Genomic DNA, 23,385 nt, shown 5'->3' on the forward strand with positions numbered 1-23,385 from the left:
CCGAGGGGCGCCGTTCTTGTCTTGCGATTCCACCACCACCGTCTTACAGGCTCAATACCTTCTCACCGCGGGCAATGCCGGAGACACCGGTACGTGCCACTTCCAGCACGCCTACCGGCTGCATCGCCGCCAGGAAGGCATCCAGCTTGCCACCGTCGCCGGTGATCTGGATGGTGTAGAGGCTCGGCGTGATGTCGACGATCTGGGCACGGAAGATGTCCGCCGTGCGCTTGATCTCGTCACGCTGGGCGCCCAACGCCTTGACCTTGACCAGCATCAGCTCGCGCTCGATGTGGCTGCCCTCGGTGAGATCCACCAGCTTGACCACATCCACCAGCTTGTTGAGGTGTTTGGTGATCTGCTCGATGACGCGATCTTCACCGACCGTGGTGACGGTCAGACGAGAAAGGGTCGCGTCTTCGGTCGGGGCCACGTTGAGGGTCTCGATGTTGAAGTTGCGCTGTGAAAACAGGCCGACGACCCGTGACAGCGCGCCCGGTTCGTTTTCCATCAGAATGGAGATGATATGGCGCATCAGGTCCGCTCCGTCTTCGTAAGCAGCATGTCACGCATGGAGCCGAGAGGCACCTGCATCGGGTAGACGTGTTCACGCGGGTCGACATAGATGTCGAGGAACACCAGCTCGTCCTTGTTGCGGAAGGCTTCTTCCAGCGCAGGCTCGAGCTCCTCCACCGTGTGCACCTTGATGGCACGGAAGCCATAGGCACCCGCCAGCTGCACGAAGTCAGGCAGCGACTCCATATAGGAATGCGAGTGACGGGACTTGTAGTTCAGGTCCTGCCACTGACGCACCATGCCCAGCGACTGGTTGTTGAGGTTGATGATCTTGACCCCGATCCCGTACTGCTTACAGGTCGAGAACTCCTGCATCATCATCTGGAAGCTGCCCTCACCGGTGAACAGCACCACATCGTCTTCCGGGTAGGACATCTTGATGCCCATGGCCGCCGGGAAGCCGAAGCCCATGGTGCCCAGACCACCGGAGGTGATCCAGCGGTTGGGGCGCTGGAACTTGTAGTACTGGGCGGCGAACATCTGGTGCTGACCGACATCGGTGGCGACGAAAGCTTCACCACGCGTCGCGCGGTGCACGGCTTCCACCACCTGCTGCGGCTTGAGCGGCTCACCCGGGGCGGACGGCTCATACAGCTTGCCTTCACGCTCGGCACGCCAGCCATCGATCTGGGACCACCAGGCCTCCAGTGCATCAGGATTGGCCAGCTCGCGACCCTGCACGAGACTGATCATCTCGTTGATCACGGCATCGGCCGGACCGACGATAGGCACATCGGCGCGCACGGTCTTGGAGACCGAGCTCGGATCGATGTCGACGTGGATGATCTTGGCCGTCGGGCAGAACTTCGAGGTGTTGTTGGTCACGCGGTCATCGAAGCGCGCACCGATGCAGATGATCAGATCGGTGTGGTGCATGGCATTGTTCGACTCGTAGGAGCCGTGCATGCCGGGCCAGCCCAGACACTGCCGATCGCCCTGCGGGTAGGCACCGATGCCCATCAGCGAGGTGGTGATCGGGAAGTTGAGGCGGCGCACCAGGTCAGTCAGCGCTTCGCTGGCACGCCCGGACACCACACCACCGCCGGTGAAGAACAGCGGGCGACGTGCCTTGAGCATCAGCTCGACGGCTTTCTTGATCTGGCCACTGTGGCCACGGGTGACCGGGCTATAGGAGCGCATGCGTACCTTCTTGGGGTAGCTGTACTCATAGCGTTCGGTCGGGGCGGTCATGTCCTTCGGGATATCGATGACGACCGGCCCCGGGCGACCACTGGAGGCCAGATAGAAGGCCTTCTTGATCACCTCGGGAATCTCGCTCGGGTGCTTGATCGAGAAGCTGTGCTTCACGATCGGGCGAGTCACACCGACGATGTCGGTTTCCTGGAAGGCGTCTTCACCGATCAGGTGGCTGGCGACCTGACCACACAGCACGACCATGGGGATCGAGTCCATGTAGGCCGTGGCGATGCCGGTGACAGCGTTGGTCGCGCCCGGGCCTGAGGTGACCAGCACCACACCCGGCTTGCCGGAGGCGCGCGCGTAACCATCGGCGGCGTGGGTCGCGGCCTGCTCGTGACGGACCAGAATGTGCTGGACCTTGTCCTGGCGGAACAGGGCGTCATAGATATGCAGCGCCGCTCCACCGGGATAGCCGTAAATATAATCCACGCCCTCGTCATGCAGGGCGCGGGCGATCATGTCAGCGCCGGAAAGCAATTCCACTTGGTTATTCTCCCCTGGAGGTCTCGAGTGCGTCCGGCGGCAATGCGCAAGCCGGATCGAGTGCGACCTGAATGTCGCTACCGCAGAAATTGCGGCACCTGATGCCAAACCCTGGCGTCTGCGGCCCGGTTAGGGCCTGCACTCTTGTCGCATCGGTTGGATGCGGTCGGGGCTGATGGCCGGTCGGTACGGTTGGCGTACCCGGACCGGCGTATCCTTTGACAGGCGGACAGCGACTCAGCGTCTGTCCTTCACGCGGCGCTTCGAGGGTCGCCCGAATGGCCGCGCCCGCAATCAGGAATGGTCAAGAGTCCAACAGCCGCAAGGGGCTGTCAACTCAACCTTACGCCAGTGTGCGCCGCCTGCGCCAAATGCCACACCTATAACAACGAATCCGGCCATAAGCGTGCGTAAAACCTCACCAATAGCGATAAATTCGCAATTTTCTGCTTCGTGAATTTCAGCCTGCCTCACGCCGGGTTGTCTTTTTGCGCCCAGGCGGCAGACACGAAAACGCCCCACCGCAAGCGGAAGGGCGTGCTTCCGTCACGGTGGGGCGTCACTCACGGGCGTGCGAATCAGCGCGTGAAGGTCAACTCCCCGCCCTCTTCGCCGACATGGATGACGTCACCGGGCACGAAGTCACCGCCCAGCAGGGCCTGGGCCAGCGGGTTCTCGATGCGGCTCTGGATGGCGCGCTTGAGCGGGCGAGCGCCATAGACCGGATCGAAGCCGGCCTTGGCCAGCAACGCCATCGCCGGGTCGGTGATCTCGAAGCCGAGATCACGCTCGGCCAGACGCGCCTTGAGACGCTCAAGCTGGATGCCCGCGATGGAGGCGATCTGCGCCTGTCCCAGCGCGTGGAACACGACCACTTCATCGATGCGGTTGATCAGCTCCGGGCGGAAGTGATTGCCGACGACTTCCATCACCGCCGTCTTCATGTCGTCGTACTGGAAGGCCGCCTTGCGCTCGGCACGCTCGTCGACACTTTCCGTGCTGCCCTCGTCTTCCGCCAGCTCGCCATTGAGGCCGCTCATGCGCTGGATCATTTCCGAGCCCAGATTGGAGGTCATCACGATCACGGTGTTGCGGAAGTCGACGGTACGTCCCTGACCGTCGGTCAGGCGGCCATCTTCCAGCACCTGCAGCAGGATGTTGAAGACATCCGGATGCGCCTTCTCGACCTCGTCGAGCAGCAGCACGGAGTACGGCTTGCGGCGCACGGCCTCGGTCAGATAGCCGCCCTCTTCATAGCCGACATAACCGGGAGGCGCGCCGATCAAGCGAGCCACGGAGTGCTTCTCCATGAACTCGGACATGTCGATGCGCACCATCGCCTCTTCGGTGTCGAACAGGAAGTTGGCCAGTGACTTGCAGAGCTCCGTCTTGCCGACACCGGTCGGACCGAGGAACAGGAAGGAGCCGTTGGGACGATTCGGATCGGACAGCCCAGCGCGTGAGCGACGCACCGCATTGGACACCGCGATCACCGCCTCGTCCTGGCCGATCACCTTCTCGTGCAGCGCCTCTTCCATGCGCAGCAACTTGTCACGCTCGCCTTCGAGCATCTTGGCGACCGGAATGCCGGTCCAGCGCGAGACGACCTCGGCAATCTCCTCCTCGGTGACATTGGAGCGCAGCAGCACGTGGGCGGAGGTATCCGCCTCGCCTTCGCCGGCTTCGCTGATCTGCTTCTCGAGCCCCGGAATCACGCCGTATTGCAGTTCCGACATGCGGCTGAGGTCGCCGGCGCGGCGTGCCTGCTCCAGATCGATACGCGCCTGCTCCAGCTCGGCCTTGAACTGGGCCGCGCCCTGAATGCTGGACTTCTCGGCCTTCCAGACCTCATCGAGGTCGGCGTATTCCCGCTCCAGCTCCGAGATCTGGTCCTCAAGCGCCCCGAGACGCTTGAGCGCCGCCTCGTCGGTTTCCTTCTTGAGCGCTTCACGCTCCATCTTGAGCTGGATCAGTCGGCGGTCGAGACGGTCCATCTCCTCCGGCTTGGAATCCAGTTCCATGCGGATGCGTGACGCGGCCTCATCGATCAGGTCGATCGCCTTGTCCGGCAGCTGGCGGTCCGTGATGTAGCGCGAGGACAGCCGCGCGGCGGCAATGATGGCGCTGTCGGTGATGTCGACCCCGTGGTGCACCTCGTAGCGCTCCTTCAGGCCACGCAGGATGGCGATGGTGTCTTCCTCGCTGGGCTGGTCGACCTGCACCTTCTGGAAGCGGCGCTCCAGCGCGGCGTCCTTCTCGATGTACTGGCGATACTCGTCAAGCGTGGTGGCACCGACACAGTGCAGCTCGCCACGCGCCAGCGCCGGCTTGAGCATGTTGCCGGCATCCATCGCGCCTTCGGCCTTGCCCGCGCCGACCATGGTGTGCAGCTCGTCGATGAACAGGATGACCTGGCCTTCTTCCTGCGCCAGCTCCTTCAGCACCGACTTGAGGCGCTCCTCGAATTCGCCACGGAACTTGGCCCCCGCCAGCAGCGAGCCCATGTCGAGAGACAGCACGCGCTTGTTCTTGAGGCCTTCCGGCACCTCGCCATTGACGATACGGCTGGCCAACCCCTCGACGATGGCGGTCTTGCCGACGCCGGGCTCACCGATCAGCACCGGGTTGTTCTTGGTGCGACGCTGCAGCACCTGGATCGTGCGGCGAATTTCCTCGTCACGCCCGATCACCGGGTCGAGCTTGCCATCACGCGCACGCTCGGTCAGATCCAGGGTGTACTTGTTGAGCGCCTCACGATTGTTCTCGGCATCGGCATCGCCCACGGCTTCGCCACCGCGCAGCGCATCGATGGCGGACGTCAGGGCGGGCTTCTTGATGCCCGAGGAGGTGAACAGCTTGCCGAGATCACCACCCAGCTCCAGCGCGGCCAGCAGCGCGAGCTCGGAGGCGATGTATTGATCGCCGCGCTTCTGCGCTTCACGATCGGCCAGATTCAGAAGCTTGCCGAGGGCCTGCGAGGGCGCGACATTGCCGTCGAACTGGGACACGGTCGGCAGGTCATCCAGCTGGCGCTTGAGGCCGCTCATCAGACTGGTGGCATCGCCGCCCGCCTTGTTGACCAGTGCCTTGAGACCGCCATCGCGGTCTTCCAGCAGTGCCAGCAGCAGATGCTGCGGGTGAATTTCATTGTGACCTCGCCCGACGGCGAGCGACTGGGCATCCGCCAGAGCGTTCTGCAGCTTGCTGGTGAGTTTGTCGATGCGCATGGTGCCTTCTCCTGAGAGTCATGGCGGTACTCCTTTTCTCAGGAGCTTCGCCTGTAACATTTCGTATCTGACTCTCAAGATGGGGGCTGGTGCACGGCTTTCAAGGCAGGATTCGCCGCGCTGCAGCATGTTGTGGCATTTGCCTGATCCAGGTCAGATTCCGGCTACCCCCGCCGGCCATCATCATTGCCAGACACAGAAGCGCCCCGCCAACCTGAGACATCAGGTTGGCGGGGCGTTTGTGGGTACTGCATGTCGAGCTGGCGGAATGCGCTGATCCAAGTCCCGATCAGAGATCCCTGATCAGCGCCTCAGCGCAGCCAGATCACCGTGGCGAGGCGTCCGGTCACGCCATCATCACGCCGGTGGGAATAGAAGCGGGATTCAGAAGCAGTACAGAAGTGGCCGCCACTGACATGACCGACCCCGGCACGCTCGAGACGCAGGCGTGCCAGCTTGTAGAGATCACCCATGTAGTGACCGAGCCGGTAGGGGCTGGCCTCGAAGGCGTCATCGGCCTCAGGCAAGTCCGCGATGAAGGCGTCACGCACCTCGGGGCCGACCTCGAACTGCGCATTGGAGATCGCCGGGCCCAGCCAGGCCATCAGCTCGCCGGGGTCATCACCGAGACGCTCGATGGTGGCTTCCAGCACGCCTTCGACCAGCCCGCGCCAACCCGCATGCGCCACGCCGACGCGCGTGCCCTGCCGATCACAGAACAGCACCGGCAGGCAGTCCGCCGTCATCACCACACAGGCCTGCCCGGTCCCTGTACTGATACAGGCATCCGCCCGTGGCGGGGCATCCGGCCGGTCCTCGCCATGGCAGACATCGAAGGCATCCACCACCTGAGTGCCGTGCACCTGATCCAGCCACGCCAGCGGACGCCCATCATCGACCTCCGCCGCGAGCAGCTCGCGCACCTGCGCCACCATCGCCGGGTCATCGCCGACATGCAGCGCCGGATTGAAGCCGGCATACGGCCCCTGGCTGGGGCCGCTCTCACGCGTGGTCACGAAGGCCTGCACCGGACTCGGCGCGGGCCAGTCCGGCAGTATCAGGGTCGGGCGTAGACTCTCGTCGTGCATAACCTCTCCTTGTGCGGCGTGTCGCGCGAGCCTGCCGCCTCAGCGAGCGATGTCTTCCTTGAGATAGTCGATCAACACCAGCATGTCGCCCGGCATCTCGGCGCGGAATTCGACTTCCTTGCCCGTGATCGGGTGGATGAAGGCGAGACGACGGGCATGCAGTGCCTGACGCGGGAACTGACGCAGCAGCTCCTTGAGCGGGTCACTGGCCCCCGGCGGCAGCTTCAGACGCCCGCCGTAGACCGGGTCTCCGACCAGCGGATAGCGCTGGTGCGCCATGTGCACGCGAATCTGGTGGGTACGCCCGGTTTCCAGCTTGCAGCGGATATGGGTGTGCCCCCGGAAGCGCTCCACCACGCGGAAGTGGGTGATCGCCGGCTTGCCACTGTGAGTGACGGCCTGACGCTTGCGGTCCTTGGGGTGACGCCCGATGGGCGCATCCACGGTGGCACCGGAGGTCAGCACGCCCGTGACGACGGCATCGTACTCGCGCGACACGGTACGGGCCTGCAGCTGCTCGACCAGGTCCGCCTGGGCGGTCAATGACTTGGCCACCACCATCAGTCCGCTGGTGTCCTTGTCGAGACGGTGCACGATGCCGGCACGCGGCATCATGGAATTGCCCGGACAATGATGCAGGATGGCGTTGAGCAGCGTGCCATCGTGGTTACCCGCGCCCGGGTGCACGACCATGCCGTGCTCCTTGTTGATGACCAGCACGTCGTCGTCTTCATAGACGATCTCGAGCTCGATATCTTCCGGCTCGTGGCTGACTTCTTCTTCAAGCTCGGCGGTCAGGGCCAGACGTTCACCGCCATAGACCTTCTCGCGGGGTTTGACGGCGGCACCGTCGAGGGTCAGCGCACCGGTCTTGATCCAGTGCTTGAGACGCTCGCGGGAATAGTCGGAGAAGATCTCGGCGCAGGCCTGATCAAGGCGCATGCCAATCATCGCCTCCGGGATCCGCTCTTCGCGGTTGATGGTGTCTGCCATATTGCTCTCTGAGGCCGTTTCGCACGAAAGGGCCTTTGCTTTATAGTGAGTGCGGATCGGCGGATTCTAGCATGCCCGCCATGGATTGCCCGAGATGAGGAAACCGATGCGCGCCCTTCCCTTGACTGCCCTCGCCCTGGCCAGCACCTTGCTGGCTGGCTGTGCGTCCAACGAGCCGGCACCGGATCTTCAGGAGCAGGACCTGTATCGTCAGGCCCAGGTTTCCCTGGATACCAGCCGCTTCAACTCCGCTGTGCAACAACTTGAAGCCCTGGATACTCGCTTCCCGTTCGGCAGCTACGCCGAACAGTCGCAGCTGGAGCTGATCTACGCCTATTACCAGGTCGACAACTGGGAGGCGGCACGCGCCGCGGCCAGCCGTTTCATTCGCCTGCACCCCGATCACCCGCAGGTCGATTATGCCTACTACATGCGTGGACTGGCAGCGTACAGCGCGGGTCGTTTCAGCCTGGAATCCCTCGATCTGATCGATATTTCCAAGCGTGACCTGGGCGCGACACGCGATGCCTACGTCGACTTCGGTGAGCTGGTACGTCGCTTCCCCAACAGCACCTACGCGGCAGATTCCCGTCAGCGCATCATCTATCTGCGCAACGTACTGGCGCGCGGCGAGCTGCAGACAGCCGATTTCTACCTGCGCAAGCAGGCCTATCTGGCTGCCGTGAAGCGGGGTGAGTGGGTCATTGAGCACTACCCTAACACTCCTGCCACCCGCGATGCGCTGGCCGTGATGGTCGAGGGCTATCTGGGCCTCGGTCTGCGTGACCGTGCCAGCGAGACGCTCAAGGTGCTGATCCAGAATGATCCGGACAACGAACGTCTGGATGGCCGTACCTTCGAGCCGCGTTACGTGAAGGCTGACGACCTGACGGTCTGACGACCGGCAGGCGTCACCATCGAAAAGCCCGTGATCATCGATCACGGGCTTTTTCGTGCTGCCAGCATGGCCAGAATCGTCGGATTCAGGCGTTTTCAGCGTCTTGCGCAAAGAATCCGCAATCCGTCATTCGCCGGCCACCCAGCCATTGACGATCGGGTAGCGACGATCCCGCCCGAAGCCGCGCGGCGTGACGCGCACGCCTACCGGTGCCTGACGACGCTTGTACTCGGTACGGTCGACCAGACGCACCACGCGATAGACATCCTCTTCCTCGAAGCCTGAGCGGATGATCGCCTCGGCGCTCATGTCACCCTCGATGTAGTGGGTGAGAATCGCATCCAGGGTGTCGTAGTCCGGCAGCGAATCGCTGTCGAGCTGGTCTTCGGCGAGCTCGGCGGACGGCGGGCGCGTGATGACGCGCTCCGGAATCGCCGGGCCCATGGTGTTGCGCCAGTTGGCGAGACGGAACACCCAGCTCTTGTAGACATCCTTGAGCGCGTTGTAGCCGCCGACCATGTCGCCGTAGAGCGTGGCGTAACCCACCGCCATCTCGCTCTTGTTGCCGGTGGTCAGCACCATCAGGCCCTTCTTGTTGGAGATGGCCATCAGCAGCACGCCACGGCACCGCGACTGCAGGTTCTCCTCGGTGGTATCGCGCTCGCTGCCGGCGAAGCTCTCCGCCAGGGTCTCGGTGAAGGCCTCGACCATCGGCGCGATGGGCATCACCTCGTAATTCACGCCCAGCAGCCTGGCTTGCTCGGCGGCGTCTTCCTTGGAGATGTCCGCGGTGTAGTGATACGGCATCATCACGGCGTGTACTCGCTCCGCGCCCAGCGCATCGACGGCGATGGCCAGCGACAGGCCGGAATCGATGCCCCCGGAAAGCCCCAGCACCACCCCCTTGAAGCCGCTCTTGTTGACGTAGTCACGCAGCCCGGTGACCAGCGCACAGTAGAGTGACTCCTCCGGCGACAGCAGCTCGGCGATCTCGCCACTCTGCGGCACCCAGTTGCCACCCTCTGCCTTGAGGAACTGCACCGGCATCAGGCCGACATCCCACCACGGCGCCTGCACGCAGGTCTTGCCGTCGGCATCGATGGCGGCAGAGCCCCCGTCGAAGACCAGCTCATCCTGACCGCCGATCTGATTGACGTAGACCAGCGGGCAATTGACCTCGGCTGCCCGCTCGGCGAACAGCTGATTGCGCTCGGCCGGCTTCTCCAGGTGATAGGGCGAGGCGTTGAGGCTGACGAGAATCTCGGCACCGGCATCGCGCGCCTGACGGATCGGCGCGCCGTCCCACAGGTCTTCGCAGATGACGATGCCCAGGCGAGCACCACGGCACTCGACCACACACGGCTCGCTGCCCGGCGTGAAATAGCGCTGCTCATCGAAGACCTGATAGTTGGGCAAGGCCTGCTTGGCATACTCGGCGATCCACTCACCATCCTTGAGCACGCCGGCCAGGTTGTAACGCTTGCCGTCACGCATGCCGGGGTAGCCGACGATGACCATCACGCCGGGCGCGACCTTCTTCGCCATCTGGGCGCGCGCCTCCTCGAGGCGGGATTCCATGGACTCGCGCAGCAGCAGGTCTTCCGGCGGGTAGCCGGTCAGACACAACTCGGGCAGCACTACGACATCGGCCTTGTGCTCAAGACTCGCTTCACGCACCGATTCGATGGCACGCGCAGTGTTGCCGGGAATATCACCGACCAGCGGGTCGAGCTGGGCCATCACCAGAGTCAGATCTTGCATGCGGTAAGGATCTCTCGATTGGCGGTTCGATAAGGGGCCAGTACACTGTGGCCAGACATCTGGCTCAGATCACTGAGCCGTGCACCGGCCCACCTGTCATCATGTTGGCCGCCATTGTCCCGCAAGGTCGCGCCGCTGGCAAAAGCCACGCGCGCCGCCTCATCTGGGAGTCATATAGGAATGAGCCTGTTGATCATCCGTCTGCTGGTTTTCGTCGCCCTGTTCTGGGCCGGCCTGCGCCTTTACCGCATGTATCGCCAATGGAAGCTGAGCCAGGACGACTACGGCAACGACAGCCCCGCCGAACGCGAGGCGCAGAACATGGTGCGCTGCGCCTACTGCGACCTGCATCTGCCGGAAAATGACGCCATCCGCCATGAGGCGCTGCACTTCTGCTGCCAAAAACACCAGCAGCACTTCCTCGACGAAGGACCGCGCAAATGATTCGCCACCGAGGCGAAGCGCTCGATGGCGAAAGACAACACGAAAATACTCAGGCCCAGCGGGTCTCACCGGCATCTGACGACGCATCCAGCGTAGCGATCTCGGCCAGCAGGGTCTCGGGCTGGTAAGGCGCGGGGTCGATGATCGGCGTGCGCCCGAGCAGTTGATCCGCCAGCAGGCGGGTCGAGGCCGGCGCCAGTACCAGCCCATTGCGGTAATGGCCGGCATTGACGTGCAGGTGGCGGCGTTCAGGCACGGCACCGATGAAGGGCGTACCGGTCGGCGAACCGGGGCGCAGTCCCGCCCAGTGGTGCTCGACCTCACACTCCGCCAGCGCGGGAATGATCTCGCAGGCGCTCTTGATCAGTGACTCGCGCGCCTCGGCGGTGGTCGCCTTGTCGAAGCCGACCTCCTCCAGCGTCGAGCCGGCCACGATGCGGCCATCGCCCCGCGGTATCACGTAGCGTCCATTCTTGAGCACCACGCGCTCCACCAGCCCCTTGGGGGCCTTGAACAACACCATCTGGCCGCGTACCGGCCGTACCGGCAGCGCAAGCCCCGCCTCACTCAGAATCTCTCGACTCCAGGCACCACCGCAGACCACGACCTGCCCGGCAGACAGCACTGAATTGGCGGTCTGCACGCCAATGGCGGTGTCGTCCTGCAGCAGAATGCCCTGCACCGCGACATTCTCCAGCAGGCGCACGCGCGGGTGAGCGTCGAGCGCGGCGCGCAGTGACTTGCCCAGACGCGGATTGCGGATGCTGCCCAGCGTCGGCATCCACAATGCCGACTCGCAACCGGGCGCGACCGCCGGAGCCTTGTCATAGACGAAGTCGGCGTCCACGCGCGTCAGCGGCTTGGCATATTCCCGAGACCAGGCCAGTGCCTGCTCGGCATCCTCGACATTCAGGTACAGCAGGCCCTGCTGGCGATATTCGGGGTCGATGCCGGTGGTCTCGATCAGGCGCTCGGCCAGCGTGGGGTAGAAGCCTTCCGACCAGGCAGACAGGCGCGAGATCGGCGCGCTATAACGCCACGGATACAACGGCGAGACGATACCGCCGCCCGCCCATGACGCCTCACGCCCACACTGGCCTCGCTCGACCAGCGTGACCTCGGCACCGCCATCCGCCAGCTCCAGCGCGGTCAGCATGCCGATCACGCCACCGCCTACCACCACAAAGTCATTCACGCCTGTTCGCTCCTGCCATCAGCCCGGGAAAGGGATCAAGAATACGCCGCCCGCAAGGCGGTGCAAGCGAGCCGCGTGCAATCCAGCATTGCGCAGAGCCTCCAGCATTGAGCAGAGCCTCCAGCATTGAACAGAGTCCCCAGCATCGTGCAGAGCCGAGCGCTTCACGGCTACCAGCAATCGCCATCGCCGGTCGTATCGCGGACACCGGTATTGGTGAGGGTCAGCGCGGGGCAGTCGGCATCGGCGCTCTGAGGCGCCACCGCGGTCGCGATGAGAGTGAAGCGGGTGGTCGTGGCACCATCCTCCAGGCTCAGGGCGTAATAGCCTTCCGGCGACTCGGTGGCACGCCCCAGTCCTTCCTCATCACAATCACTGTCGCCGGCGATGCTGGTCGCGTAGCCGCCGCAACGCGCCATGTAGCGCTCCTGGGCCTGGGCCAATGACATCAGTGCCGCCTGCCCATCGGCACGACGCGAGCGGATCACCTGGTCCTGATAGCTCGGGTAGGCGATCGCCGCGAGAATACCGACGATGACGATCACGATCATGATCTCCGTCAGCGTGAAGCCTGAGGCGTACCGGCGCCGAGAGAGGCGCGAACGGGAAGAGAGAAGACTGGCCATGAAGTGCTTCCTTGAAGAACGTGAATGAGGGGCTTGAGTGAAAGACTTGGCCGAAAGACTTCAGTGAAAGACTCAGCCAAAAGGCACCGAGCAAGCCTGCCTGAAGGAAGTAAACCCTGATGAAAGGCAAGGCGCCGCCACCCCGGGGAAGGCGTGGCGGCGCAGCGTGTCATCCTTGCCTCATGTCCGAGGCGGGCTCAGCGCAGCTGATACCAGGAGACACGGCCGGTGTCCGTCGAGCTGGACACGTTGAGATCATAGGACGAGACACCGCCCTCCTCGCTGCCCAGCGAACTGGTGCCCACGTAGACCGTATCACCGACACTGACACTGGACGTCGGTGTACCGCTCAACTTGACGCTGACGATGACATTGCCGACGGCGACGGTGTCATCAACGAGGGTACCGACCAGGTCATCAGCGCTGAAGGCCTCATCCTGATTGAAATCGAAGATGGTCACGTAGCTGCCTTCGCTATCGTCATAGGTCGGCAGACCTGTCTCGGTGTCCAGCGCGACCAGCCAGCCACCGCCGGTACTTTCACAGAAGTTGGTTCCGGTACTGGACGTGCTGGTGGAGAAGACCACCAGATTGGAGAGCAGATTGGCCGGCTCGACCAGCTCTTCCTGCTCGGAGGCGTCCAGATCCAGATACCAGCCGAAGCGATCCGTGTCTTGATCCTCGAGCTGGCTGGGATAGTAGGCAAAACTGTCGCCGCCAAGGGTCCGGCCTGTCAGCTCGCCGTTGGTGTAGCTGCCGCTGACGAAGCTGCGTGCCTCAAGGTCATTGCGTGTCAGACTGGTATGACTGCCGCCGGTATCCAGCACGGTGTAGAGGCTCTGCGTGACCCAGGCTTCATCTTCAGCGTCGGCGTACATGTCCTGGCCGGTCCCGAAGGACACCAGCAGATTGGGCGAGGTCATGGTGTGCGTCTCGCCGGAGTAGCGACTGAGTGTCGGCTTGACGGTGATCGGCTGCAGAGCGTCCGTCTGGCACTCCCCGCCGGTCAGGCTGGTAGCACAGGCCGTGAACAGGCGCGTGACATTCCACTTGCTGCTGTCGTCGTCACTGAGGTCAAACTTCCACAGTCGCCCCTGCAGGTCTCCGCCATAGGCGAAATCGACGGTGCCATTGCTGTCGAGGTCCGCGACCTGCAGGTTTGCCAATCCGCCGGTCACTCCGCTGGGGGACAGCTTGGCGATCACGCCGCCGGCATTGACTCCATCAAGCTCCAGCGCGAACAACGTCGGCGCGGCGTTCTCATCGGCCGTTTCCAGCCCGTTGCCGACCAGCACCGCGCTGTCGCCGTTGTTGAGGGTGACGATATGCGCGCTGCCGTAGACATGCCCCATGTCATCATCGTCGCTGGCACCGAATTCCCAGCGCACCACATCATCTTCATCGAAGTCTTCGCCTGCCACGGCCTTGGTGACATTGAGCGCGAACAGGCCGCGCCCACCGCCGGCGAGACCGGATACCAGCCACTCCTCACCATTCAGGCTGGCCAGACGCAGTTCACCGTCGACGTAGTAGCGATGCTGATAGCCCGGGTCCGTCAGATACCCCAGCCCTGCATCGTCCTCTTCGCTGTAGAGCAGTTCCGGAATATAGGCGAACTGTTCGTTACCGGTCTTGAGGTCGAAGGCATGCAGCATGCCGTCGTTGGCCCCGACGAAGACACTGCCCTCTGTCGTCGAGTCGTCACGTGTCACGACGACAGGCGACGAGCCGATGATGTCGCCCAGCTGGACGCCAGTGCGATTGCGCAGACCATCGCCTTCGTACTCATCGCTGCCTCGCAACCATTCGATCGCCGCCTCCACATGGTCATCGGTGGAGTTGCCACCGACCTCCATGCGCGCGAGATCATTGCGCTGGCTGGAGCTCAGACGGCCCGCGTTGTCGGTCGTGAACTCGACTCCGTTGCCGCCGGACATGGTGAAGACCGTACGCGACTCAACACCATCCTTCTCTTCCAATGCCTCACTCAACTGGGTGGCAGCACTCCAGACCTGGTCGTCATCCTCGACGTCCTTGCCCTCCTGTACCGACGAGGCCACCACATCCCCCGTCCAGGTCGAGGCGGAATAGCGGCTCTCGATCAGTCGGCTATCCGTCTCGACACTGGCCGTGGTCAGGTTGGTGGAGAGGCCGCTGACACTGTTGCCGACCGCGACGATCTCGGAGGCGATCGCCGCCAGGGCCGAGACGAGGTCCGTCGGGCTGGAGGCATTGAAGTAGGAGCCACCGCCATCGATGGCCGCCTGCTCCAGGTCATCGATAGTGCTGGAGCTGCTCTCGATGACGCGATCCTTGTCATCCCAGTCGTTACTGGTCGACTCGACCCCGAACGCCACCGTATAGGTCGTCATCACCTGCTTTTCGTAGGTCCCGCTTCCAAGCTTCGGCAAGAGATCATTATGAGCATAATAATAAGCGACATCCGCCAGCGTGGCATCACCGCCATAACTGTAGTTATAACTTTCCCGCCAGGTTCGTCCGTCACCATTGGCATCGCCGATCTTGCTTTCAATATTATTGGAGGCGGAAGAGTTTTCGGAGTTCCAGAAACCATCGGTGATCAAAACAGTGAAGTTCTGCTGACACATACCGCCTTCATCTTCGGAAAGAATCGGCGTGGAACCCAGGCTGGAGTAATTGTCACTGTAATATTCACCAGCGCGATAGAGTGCCTCACGCAAGGGCGTCGACACATAGGTGTTGCTTGAGCTGATTTCCGTTTTGACGATGGCATCCTTGATCTCATCAAGATGATCGTTGCCACTGTCACTTGTTGTGACGACTGATACCAGATTGCCCAGTACATTGGTGACATATTCTATGATCGAATCCAGAATATCATCGACCTTTACCTTGGTTGCCGTCTCTGAGCCGGGGTTGATGGTGATGAACCCAGTGCGGTACTCAATATCGGAAAGCAGCTCGAGACCGGCAGCCTTGCCGACATTCAAGCGACTGCGATAATAAGTGAACCAGTTGGCATAGTTGACCTGCTCATCCGGACTGAGATCCGAAACCTGCACTTCGCTGCTGTCACTGCAATTGCTGCCAGTGTAATAACGAAACTCGAGATCCGGGTCCGTCAGGTCAACCAGATTGTCTTCATCATCGCCTTCATTGAAATCAATCCACGCCGCTGCCGGGTCCATGTCATCATAACGTTCATCCCCATTTCCAGACTTCCAGGGCTGATAGATCTGATCCGGGTCATAGGCTTGGCTATTGGAGTCAGCACAGAAGTATTTGTTGGAAAGATCTTGCGGCTTGAAGACATATTCACAGGACCACTTCCATCCATTACTATATTTTTTCTCGACCTTCTCACATACCTGTCGCTTCTTATAAAGCATGTTGTAGCCCTGATAGGAGCTACCACCATCAAAGGTGTCTTCCCAGGTCATCGAGCCCGAGTCATCCAGCACCAGCAGAACATTGGGCGTAACGCCGACACTCTGGGTGGTGGGCAACTGAAGTAGCGTGTCGCTGTCTGCCAGCACGGGCAAGGAGACCAGCAGTCCACCTGACAGCAAGACCGGCAGGTGAATACGACGCAAGCCGCTGCGGCGGGGTGAATGCTTCGATTTCATCGATAGATTCCCTTCAATCGGCCATCATGATTTCGCTTTGCACCACTGCCAGTGCACGCTTCTTGCTATCAGGGTCACCTGCGCTCTCAAGACTCCAACCGGCGGCCGTGATGCGGAAGGCATTCAACAACTGACTGCTGCTCAGGTTATCGTCATTCAGAACGCCTTCCGTCGTCTCTCCGAGATACTCGATGACATAGTTGCCGTTGTCAGCCGCATCACCACTCAAGACACCTTCCCCCTCCCAGGCGTCTGCCTGCAGAGGATCGAAGTCCAGGTCCTCCCCCGCCGTGACGTCATAGAAGCCGTCCCCACCGAAATCATCCAGGGTCAGCTCCCCCTCGAGCAGACGACTCTCAGCCTGTTGCTGAAGGCTCTCGGCCTCCGCGTAGGCGTTGTCGTAGAACTGGGTATTCATCAACATGCGGGTCTGCAACTGGGTATCTTCATTGCCTGTCACCGCCATCACGCCCACCACGATCAGCATGATCAGCACGACCAGCAATGCCATGCCTTGCTGGCGTGGCGACCTGGAAGAACTTGCCTGGTTCATAGACCGATATTCCTCGGGCTCAGGGTGATATCGAAGGTGCGTTGCAACTCACCGTCCCCCTCTCCCTCGACGTTGATCGTCGGCGGCGTCTTGAGGGTCAGGCTGATGTGGATCCGTCTGACACTGCTCCAGTCGTTCGCGGCTTCCACTTCCGCCACGCTGCGCTCCACGGCAAAGCGACTCGCGCTACCGCTGCCGGAGGCCGTATCGAAGGTCAGGTCCAGCGCTTCGACGTATCGCGCCACTTCTTCGCCACAGCCTGCTGCCGGGTCGCCATCGACATCCTCGCCGTTCAGGCAGAGCCGAACGGGGGAGTCGTCATCGGCCTGTGACAGCAACAAGTACCAACGCTGCAGCGGATAGACATATGCCTGGGTCTGTATGGTGCCGCCATAGCCGTGCTCGACGGCGCTCGACAGATCGAGCGAGTTGTTGCCATCGCCCGAGAGGCGTGCGATGTCGCCGCTCTCACAGTCGCTGATCAGCACGACGCTATCCGTCTCCAACGTGCCGGAGGTGTAGTCCTCCAGGGTCAGCGAGGTATCGCCCTGGGCGACGCTCGCCCCGAGCTGCCAACCGCGCTGCGTTCCCAGCGCCGGTACCTGCAAGGCCAGACGGTCGTAGGTGATCCCCGCCACCGTGTCGGACTCGGCCATCAGAGGAGAATCGGACAGCGCATGGCTCCCGGTGCCATCACTGACACTGCTCACCGACGCACAGCCGGAAAAGCCGGCATTGCGCACCAATGGCTGCAGGCGGCGTGTGACGTGGCGTGCAGACTCCTGCAGGTAAGACACGGCAGACGTGGTGTTGAGGGTCGAGCGCGAGGCCAGAAAGTATTCCAGCGCCATGGCGGAAATGAACAGTCCCAGCACCAGCGCCAGCATCAATTCGACCAGGCCGACGCCCTGCTGGGCACGCCGTGAGGGAATCGAGCGCGGCGCCCGAGGCGAGCGCGACGCGAAGGCTCGCAGCGAGAGGGAGGCTTTCGACGACATCAGGGCACCACTCGTATCTGTAGGGTCTCGCTCAACGCCTGAGCATCGGCGTCCATGCTGTCTTCGTTCTGCCCGAGCTGCGCGGCACCGCTCCAGCCGAGAGTCAGGGTCAGAAGGTCACTGCCGCTGCTGGCGATGGACCCGACCGGCGCGTTCAGACTGCTGTCCTCAAGCCTGTCCGCCCACACCGCCACATCACGGGCCGCAAGCTCGGCAACACTGCAGGGGCAACCGCCCGGATTCCCTGCCCCGGCAGTGGAAAGCCCATCGTAGTCATCCACGCCATCGGGATTGGCCTGAATGCGCTCTGCCATGCTGACCAGGAGAATACGGGCTTCGGTACGCGCGTAACTCTCGTTGTTGGCCTGCAGACTTTCCATCTGCATGAGCCCGAACCCCAGCAATGTCAGCCCCATCAACAGCAGAGCGATCAACGCCTCCAGCAGGCTGGTACCTTGCTGGCTACCGCTTGCACGGGACACGCCAAGCTCAGCAACTCTGGTCATCGCTGCCATAAGTCTCCGTCAATACTCGTCCGATGGGAGTCAATTCAAGCTGGCGATGGCCCTGCCCGCCCGACTGATCGCAGATCAACAACCAGGTGGAATCAGAGGTCGCGCCCTGATCATCGAAAGTCACGCCGGCAACACCCGCCTGCACGGTGATGGCGGCATCAAACACGCGCAACAGGTCATCGCCCAGCGACGCCCGTGCCTCGGCCTGACTGCCCTGCACCACCGCCCAGCCATTGCTCCAGCTGGTGGAATTCATGCAGGCGTCACCCTGCGCATTCAGGGGGCAGAGCGTGATGTCGTTGCCGCTGGCCACCGCCTCGCTACGCGCATAGTTGATGGAAGACACGAGCGTCTCGGCCGTGCCGGTGACGGCGTTGCGCGCGACCACCCCCTGCCAGGCGGGGACGGCAATCGTGATCGTGATCACGAGAATGGCCAGCGTGATCATCAGCTCAATCAACGTGAAGCCTTGCTGGCGGCCCTGCTGACATCCATGCCGAAGTGCAGGAAAAAGCTGCATCGTCTTACCCCTGAAAGCCACGCAGGCCAAAGCACCCTGCAGGGCGTGAAATTGGGCAATTTAACGTCTATGAACCACAGATGGAATCATTATGTTACACAAGATTACCCATCATTCCGAAAACTCCCCATAATCACCGTTATTCCATATTTCTCGACTGAACCTCATCCACCAGACAAAAAAAGCCCCGATCATCGTAGATCGAGGCTTCAGGCGCTTGCCATGCAATGTCGGCTGTCAGTGACTACCAACAATCACTGCTATCGGTGTCTTCCGAGTCCTCAAGGACTGCCGCTCCCTTAACTCCCAGCTCCGTGAGCGTAAAGGTGGCGCAGTCCTCATCATTGGCCTGACTGCCGGTAGCAGTGGCAGTCAGGGTATAGCTGTCTGCATCCCCTGCGACGGCCAGGTTGTAGAAGCCTTCCTCGCTGACGGCATCTGCCTGTCCCAGCCCGATACCACCGCCACCGCCTCCAAGCGCATCTCCACAGCTGGTCGCCGCTGTCACGCTGGCCGTCGCGTATTCACCGCAGGTTGCCATGATGCGCTCCTGGGTCTGGGCAAGCGCCAGCAAGGCGGTGGTGGCGTCGGTGCGACGTGAACGCTCCACCTGATCCTGATAGCTGGGATAGGCGATCGCCGCCAGAATGCCGATGATGGCCACGGCAATCATGAGCTCCAGCAGACCGAAGCCGCCTTGTGCCCGAGCCCCCCCTGTTCGCCTGATCATCAGCGCCCCCGACGCAGCAGCGTGATGTCGATGACCTGCTTCGGCTCACCACGTGGGTCGAAGCGCACCTCGACCTCCTGCCCCGGCGTGAGGTGGAAGGCCTTCAGCTCGCGCCCATTGCGATTGAGTATCCGGCTATCCGGCTGAAGCACGAACCCCATGTCGTCGACGAGCAGCTGATCTCCCTCTCGCTCGTCGATGACGCCGGTGACGCTCTGCTCCATGACCAGCGGAATCGGGGCATCTTCCGCCAGGGCCTGGGAGCCCCAGCTCGTGAAGAGCAGGCCCGCCGCCAGCATCAGTCCACTACCAGTCAGCTTGAGTCGTGATGTCTTCATGGTCTCTCTCCTAGCGCAGCTGATACCAGGCACTACGGCCTTCCAGCCCATCGATCCCGAAGTCCATGGCCATTTCGACCACCTGATTGGTGCCACCCTGACCGACATACTGGGTATCACCCAGGAATTTCGGTGAGGTGGGCTCGCCTTCTGTCTTGATCGAGAGTACGACCTGATTGTTGACGTTGTCGCTCGCGTTGACCTCGCCATCAGCGTTGTAATCAAAGACCTGCTGCACATTGTTGTAACTGCGTACCGGCTGCAGGCCGTTGCGCAAGCTGAGCGCATTCAGCCAACCACTGGCACCGCCAGTACAGGGGCCATTGGAGCCCGGGATGGTGGTATTGAAGACAATCAGATCACCACGGACAGCCGGGATGGTCACCAGACGCTCACCGGAGTCCGGTAGCTCCAGGTACCAGCCGTACTGCATACCATTGTTGTTCTGATTGGAATAATCGACGCCTACCCCCGTGACCGTTCGCGCGTCACTCACGCCACTGATATTGGAGAAGCTCTGCTTTTCCAGCTGGCCATGATGACGGCGAGTCGAGGACCCGGTATGCAGCACGCTGTAGAAGGATTGCGTCGAGGTATCGACCGCATCCTGCAGCGTCAGCAATTGCCCGGTGCCCCAGTACACATTCAGGTACGGCGTATCGACGGTGCTGTTGAAGACACCGCTGCGTGCCACGGCTACCCGCGATGTGATGGGCTGACGGGAAGCAGCTGGGCAGATCGATGACGTGCTGTTCAAGGCAACGGCACATGACTGGAACAGACGCGACATTTCGCTGCTGCCGATGTTGCTCAGCGAGAACTCGCGCATGTCGAACACCCAGACATTGCCATGCAGGTCGCCGGCATAGACCCAGTCGGTGATGCCATCGGCATCGACGTCGGCCAGCTCAGGGCTCGACATGCCATTGCAGTCACTGCTGCCAGAGGTGCACGACCCACCGGCATTGCTGCCCTGTTGAGAATCCAGCAGCGCATAGTTGTCGGGATCTTCCAGGTCCACGATGAACAACTTGGCACGTCCATCGCTGTCGGCGTTGTAGCCATTGCCGAAGATGGCATACCACTTGCCGTCATCCAGACGCGCTACCTGAATATCGCTGAAGGTAAAGCCGAGGTCCTCGTGCGTGAATTCCCACTGCACGATCTCGGCCGGCGAGGTGCCGTCGGATTCACCCAATGACTCGAAGCCTTCCGGATCGGTGATATCCAGCATGTAGACCGCCTTGCCGCCAGCGCCCAGCCCACCCAGCAGGACCGAGTGCCAACCGGGCGCATCCTCATCCCCCAACTGGACATGCACGTCACGCGCGACCGGAGTGGCATCGACATAGTACTGATGCACATAGTTCTGATCAGCGAGCTGGCGAATACCGCGCCCGCTCTCGATGCTGAAGGCGGCATACGGCATGTAGGCGAACTTCTCTTCACCGGTCTCCATGTCGATGGCGTGCAGCATGCCGTCGTTGGCACCGATGTAGATCATGTTCTGGCGGTCCTCATACAGCGTCTTGAAGGAGCGGTACGAAGACACTTCCATGTCATTGCGATAGCTGGCCGAAGGCGGCCCGACGATCGCCGGCGAGGCATGCACGATATCCCCGAGATAGTTGTCGTCACGCTCGCGGAACAAGGTGCCTTCGTAGGCATCGTCACCCTTGAGGTAGCCGATCAGATTCTCGAGATCCGACGTTCTGACGCCAAGATCAGCGCCATCCAGCTTCAGGAAGGTACCGGTAGTATCCAGGACGCGTCCCGTCAGCTGAGTCACGCCACTGGTGACGCCTCCGACCACTGAGCCGACTCCGCCAAGAATGCCATCATCATCATCATCATCATCATCGTCGTCGTCGTCGTCGTCGTCGTCATCATCCCGGACGGTTCTCCGCAGCGTTGCCAACAGCGTTTCTGACAGCAGGGTCTCATCGAGGAAGCCCACGAGGTCCAGTACCTGTTCGGCCTCCAGTGATCCGGCCTCCTCGATATTGAAGAAGAACGCCTTCTCATCCACTTCGGAGATCCCCGGGTTGTAGGTGATCACCTTGCGGCTGGAGCTACGGCTATCATCGTCACGCAACCACTCCGCGACGGACCAGTCCGAGGTGGCGCTCAAGGCGCCATTGGTGCCGATCTTGCGTGCAACGACATCGCCCGACCAATCGGCGGGGTCATAGATGGTCTGAATCACATAAGCGCCGCTGGTCTGCCCACCACTGCTGATGTCCAGGCTACCGGTGCTGGCCGCGCGCCCTGCGATGGACTGCGCGATATTGTTCAGCGCATCAATCAATGCCTGCGGATTGGCGGCGCTGAGATATTCACCACGTCCGTTCCAGGCCGCATGACGCAGATCATCGATGGTGGTATTGGCATTGGCGGAAGGCTGCGGCCAGGTGAAGGCAGACTCGAGATCAGCAGGGTTCTCGGACAGCGAGCCATCCACACCGAAAGCGACGGTGTAGGTCACCATGTGCTGAGCGGAGTTTTCGTCCACTCCCGGTATGGTAGGCACGCTGTCGATCAAGTCAGTCCGCAGGTCCTCGCGATAATATTTCATCGCGACATCGCCAAGCGTATTGGAATAGCTGTCACGGTGACTGGCACTGATGAAGTCGCCGCTGCCACCGTCGACGTTGCCGACACTGGGGCTGGAGCCATTCCAGTAGCCATCGGTCATCATGATGGAATAGTTCTGCTGGCACATGCCGCCCTCATCCGCACTCAGGATGGGAGCCGAGCGACCAGTGCTGGAGTAATACTCACCGGCATTCTTGAGCGCGGTACGCAGAGGGGTGCCACCGGAGGGATAGGCGGTAAACAGCTCCTCCAGCAGGTCTTCACGCTCATCGACATCCGTCATGTCCGCAACGTTGCGATTGTTGCGGCCCTGGATGGTGCGCAGCCCCACCCGGGACTCGTTGGCGTTGATCACACCGGCCATGGCGGATTTGGCAACCAGCATACGGTCGCGATAGTAGGTAAACCAGTTGGCGAAGTTGACTTGCTGAGCCGCGGACAGGTCTTCCACTTCAACGACATGATCTTCGTCTAGATACAAGCGCCCCGAATTGTTGCTATAGACGCCGCATTCACCATAGTCATAGTCCCCGTCGCCATTGTCGTCCCAGCGAACGTAGTAGACATCATCCTTCATCCTGGCCGAGCTGGTGGGCTCGTAAGGATCCTCACGGACATTCGACAGGCTCATGTTTTGATAGGCGATTCCCAGTCGGTCTGCCCCCGCCCACGGGGTGTAGGTCAGCGCTGGGTTGTAGGCCATGACATTGAAGCCCATGCAGGCCCCGACCGCCCCGCCAAGGTCCGAAGAGTAAACGATACGATCATCGGCATCGTGGTTGTTCTCTATCCCGGTCCTGCTATTGGAATACACCCCGGTGTAACCCATCAGCGAGGAAGCCGGCTGATACCCCCAGTGTTCCACTCCCTTGTTGAGAGTGTCCTCCCAGGCCATGCTGCCCGAATCATCCAGAATGAACAGGATATTGGGCTGGACCCCGGTCGCTTCCGTGACTGGAGCGCGGGCGATTTCCCCGGGGGCCGCCAGACAGGGCAAGGCGACAAGGCACAGGGCACCACTCAGCAGATAACGCATA

At 61.7% G+C, this 23,385-nt stretch carries 18 protein-coding genes; 2 read left to right on the forward strand and 16 right to left on the reverse strand.

What is annotated here, in order from left to right; translation table 11 throughout:
* Positions 1-43 precede the first annotated feature (43 nt).
* From ilvN to rluD, 5 genes are all read right to left on the reverse strand, one after another.
* Positions 44-535: an acetolactate synthase small subunit gene (gene ilvN / locus H2O77_RS16560; protein ID WP_043337227.1), complete on the reverse strand. Its 492-nt coding sequence runs from the start codon at positions 533-535 to the stop codon at positions 44-46.
* Positions 535-2,259, reverse strand: a complete 1,725-nt coding sequence (locus tag H2O77_RS16565; protein ID WP_215823569.1) for an acetolactate synthase 3 large subunit — start codon at positions 2,257-2,259, stop codon at positions 535-537. Before H2O77_RS16565 ends, ilvN begins: the two co-directional genes overlap by 1 nt.
* 578 nt (positions 2,260-2,837) lie before the next feature.
* Positions 2,838-5,486, reverse strand: a complete 2,649-nt coding sequence (gene clpB / locus H2O77_RS16570) for an ATP-dependent chaperone ClpB (protein ID WP_215823570.1) — start codon at positions 5,484-5,486, stop codon at positions 2,838-2,840.
* A gap of 311 nt (positions 5,487-5,797) precedes the next feature.
* On the reverse strand, positions 5,798-6,574 hold the full coding sequence (gene pgeF / locus H2O77_RS16575) for a peptidoglycan editing factor PgeF (RefSeq protein ID WP_153636652.1): 777 nt from the start codon (positions 6,572-6,574) through the stop codon (positions 5,798-5,800).
* 39 nt (positions 6,575-6,613) lie between these two features.
* Positions 6,614-7,567 (reverse strand): 23S rRNA pseudouridine(1911/1915/1917) synthase RluD, encoded by a 954-nt coding sequence (gene rluD / locus H2O77_RS16580; protein ID WP_043337181.1) that lies wholly within the window; start codon positions 7,565-7,567, stop codon positions 6,614-6,616.
* A gap of 106 nt (positions 7,568-7,673) precedes the next feature.
* Between rluD and H2O77_RS16585 the strand changes: the two genes are divergently transcribed.
* A complete protein-coding gene (locus tag H2O77_RS16585; RefSeq protein WP_107335861.1) occupies positions 7,674-8,465 on the forward strand; it encodes an outer membrane protein assembly factor BamD in 792 nt (263 codons plus the stop codon).
* A gap of 126 nt (positions 8,466-8,591) precedes the next feature.
* Here the strand turns inward: H2O77_RS16585 and H2O77_RS16590 are convergent, their stop codons facing one another.
* The gene (locus H2O77_RS16590; RefSeq protein ID WP_215823571.1) at positions 8,592-10,226 is read right to left on the reverse strand and encodes an NAD+ synthase; all 1,635 of its coding nucleotides are present in this window, start codon (positions 10,224-10,226) and stop codon (positions 8,592-8,594) included.
* A gap of 180 nt (positions 10,227-10,406) precedes the next feature.
* Here H2O77_RS16590 and H2O77_RS16595 point away from each other — a divergent pair, with 180 nt between their 5' ends.
* Positions 10,407-10,670 carry a PP0621 family protein gene (locus H2O77_RS16595; protein ID WP_215823572.1) on the forward strand — a complete coding sequence of 88 codons (264 nt, stop codon included), beginning with the start codon at positions 10,407-10,409 and terminating at the stop codon, positions 10,668-10,670.
* 49 nt (positions 10,671-10,719) lie between these two features.
* Here H2O77_RS16595 and thiO read toward each other — a convergent pair whose 3' ends face one another.
* The 10 genes from thiO to H2O77_RS16645 form a co-directional block, all read right to left on the reverse strand.
* Positions 10,720-11,865, reverse strand: a complete 1,146-nt coding sequence (gene thiO / locus H2O77_RS16600) for a glycine oxidase ThiO (protein ID WP_215823573.1) — start codon at positions 11,863-11,865, stop codon at positions 10,720-10,722.
* 170 nt (positions 11,866-12,035) lie between these two features.
* Positions 12,036-12,491, reverse strand: coding sequence for a type IV pilin protein (locus H2O77_RS18095; protein ID WP_215823574.1), 456 nt, complete (start codon positions 12,489-12,491; stop codon positions 12,036-12,038).
* Between the two features lie 197 nt (positions 12,492-12,688).
* Entirely contained in the window at positions 12,689-16,099 is a 3,411-nt protein-coding gene (locus tag H2O77_RS16610; RefSeq protein WP_215823575.1) for a PilC/PilY family type IV pilus protein, read from the reverse strand.
* Between the two features lie 13 nt (positions 16,100-16,112).
* On the reverse strand, positions 16,113-16,652 hold the full coding sequence (locus tag H2O77_RS16615; protein ID WP_215823576.1) for a hypothetical protein: 540 nt from the start codon (positions 16,650-16,652) through the stop codon (positions 16,113-16,115).
* Entirely contained in the window at positions 16,649-17,650 is a 1,002-nt protein-coding gene (locus tag H2O77_RS16620; RefSeq protein WP_215823577.1) for a hypothetical protein, read from the reverse strand. The genes H2O77_RS16615 and H2O77_RS16620 overlap by 4 nt, the downstream gene beginning before the upstream one ends.
* Complete coding sequence (locus H2O77_RS16625; RefSeq protein ID WP_131432817.1) at positions 17,650-18,156, reverse strand: hypothetical protein; 507 nt, start codon at positions 18,154-18,156, stop codon at positions 17,650-17,652. Before H2O77_RS16625 ends, H2O77_RS16620 begins: the two co-directional genes overlap by 1 nt.
* Positions 18,140-18,685, reverse strand: a complete 546-nt coding sequence (locus H2O77_RS16630; protein WP_215824657.1) for a GspH/FimT family pseudopilin — start codon at positions 18,683-18,685, stop codon at positions 18,140-18,142. The genes H2O77_RS16625 and H2O77_RS16630 overlap by 17 nt, the downstream gene beginning before the upstream one ends.
* Before the next feature lie 244 nt (positions 18,686-18,929).
* On the reverse strand, positions 18,930-19,415 hold the full coding sequence (locus H2O77_RS16635; protein ID WP_082388835.1) for a type IV pilin protein: 486 nt from the start codon (positions 19,413-19,415) through the stop codon (positions 18,930-18,932).
* The gene (locus H2O77_RS16640; protein ID WP_043335952.1) at positions 19,415-19,753 is read right to left on the reverse strand and encodes a hypothetical protein; all 339 of its coding nucleotides are present in this window, start codon (positions 19,751-19,753) and stop codon (positions 19,415-19,417) included. The genes H2O77_RS16635 and H2O77_RS16640 overlap by 1 nt, the downstream gene beginning before the upstream one ends.
* A gap of 10 nt (positions 19,754-19,763) precedes the next feature.
* Positions 19,764-23,384, reverse strand: coding sequence for a PilC/PilY family type IV pilus protein (locus H2O77_RS16645; protein WP_215823578.1), 3,621 nt, complete (start codon positions 23,382-23,384; stop codon positions 19,764-19,766).
* Position 23,385: the final 1 nt, after the last annotated feature.

Source organism: Cobetia sp. 4B, assembly GCF_018831605.1.
Lineage (GTDB): Bacteria > Pseudomonadota > Gammaproteobacteria > Pseudomonadales > Halomonadaceae > Cobetia > Cobetia amphilecti.

Coding starts and splice junctions, on each gene's coding strand:
- H2O77_RS16635 (WP_082388835.1), bottom strand. CDS start 19,415: ATGATCAGGCGAACAGGGGGGGCTCGGGCACAAGGCGGCTTCGGTCTG.
- H2O77_RS16625 (WP_131432817.1), bottom strand. CDS start 18,156: ATGACCAGAGTTGCTGAGCTTGGCGTGTCCCGTGCAAGCGGTAGCCAG.
- H2O77_RS16610 (WP_215823575.1), bottom strand. CDS start 16,099: ATGAAATCGAAGCATTCACCCCGCCGCAGCGGCTTGCGTCGTATTCAC.
- H2O77_RS16630 (WP_215824657.1), bottom strand. CDS start 18,685: ATGCAGCTTTTTCCTGCACTTCGGCATGGATGTCAGCAGGGCCGCCAG.
- H2O77_RS16620 (WP_215823577.1), bottom strand. CDS start 17,650: ATGTCGTCGAAAGCCTCCCTCTCGCTGCGAGCCTTCGCGTCGCGCTCG.
- H2O77_RS16595 (WP_215823572.1), top strand. CDS start 10,407: ATGAGCCTGTTGATCATCCGTCTGCTGGTTTTCGTCGCCCTGTTCTGG.
- H2O77_RS16645 (WP_215823578.1), bottom strand. CDS start 23,384: ATGCGTTATCTGCTGAGTGGTGCCCTGTGCCTTGTCGCCTTGCCCTGT.
- H2O77_RS16585 (WP_107335861.1), top strand. CDS start 7,674: ATGCGCGCCCTTCCCTTGACTGCCCTCGCCCTGGCCAGCACCTTGCTG.
- H2O77_RS18095 (WP_215823574.1), bottom strand. CDS start 12,491: ATGGCCAGTCTTCTCTCTTCCCGTTCGCGCCTCTCTCGGCGCCGGTAC.
- rluD (WP_043337181.1), bottom strand. CDS start 7,567: ATGGCAGACACCATCAACCGCGAAGAGCGGATCCCGGAGGCGATGATT.
- H2O77_RS16640 (WP_043335952.1), bottom strand. CDS start 19,753: ATGAAGACATCACGACTCAAGCTGACTGGTAGTGGACTGATGCTGGCG.
- pgeF (WP_153636652.1), bottom strand. CDS start 6,574: ATGCACGACGAGAGTCTACGCCCGACCCTGATACTGCCGGACTGGCCC.
- H2O77_RS16590 (WP_215823571.1), bottom strand. CDS start 10,226: ATGCAAGATCTGACTCTGGTGATGGCCCAGCTCGACCCGCTGGTCGGT.
- H2O77_RS16615 (WP_215823576.1), bottom strand. CDS start 16,652: ATGAACCAGGCAAGTTCTTCCAGGTCGCCACGCCAGCAAGGCATGGCA.
- clpB (WP_215823570.1), bottom strand. CDS start 5,486: ATGCGCATCGACAAACTCACCAGCAAGCTGCAGAACGCTCTGGCGGAT.
- ilvN (WP_043337227.1), bottom strand. CDS start 535: ATGCGCCATATCATCTCCATTCTGATGGAAAACGAACCGGGCGCGCTG.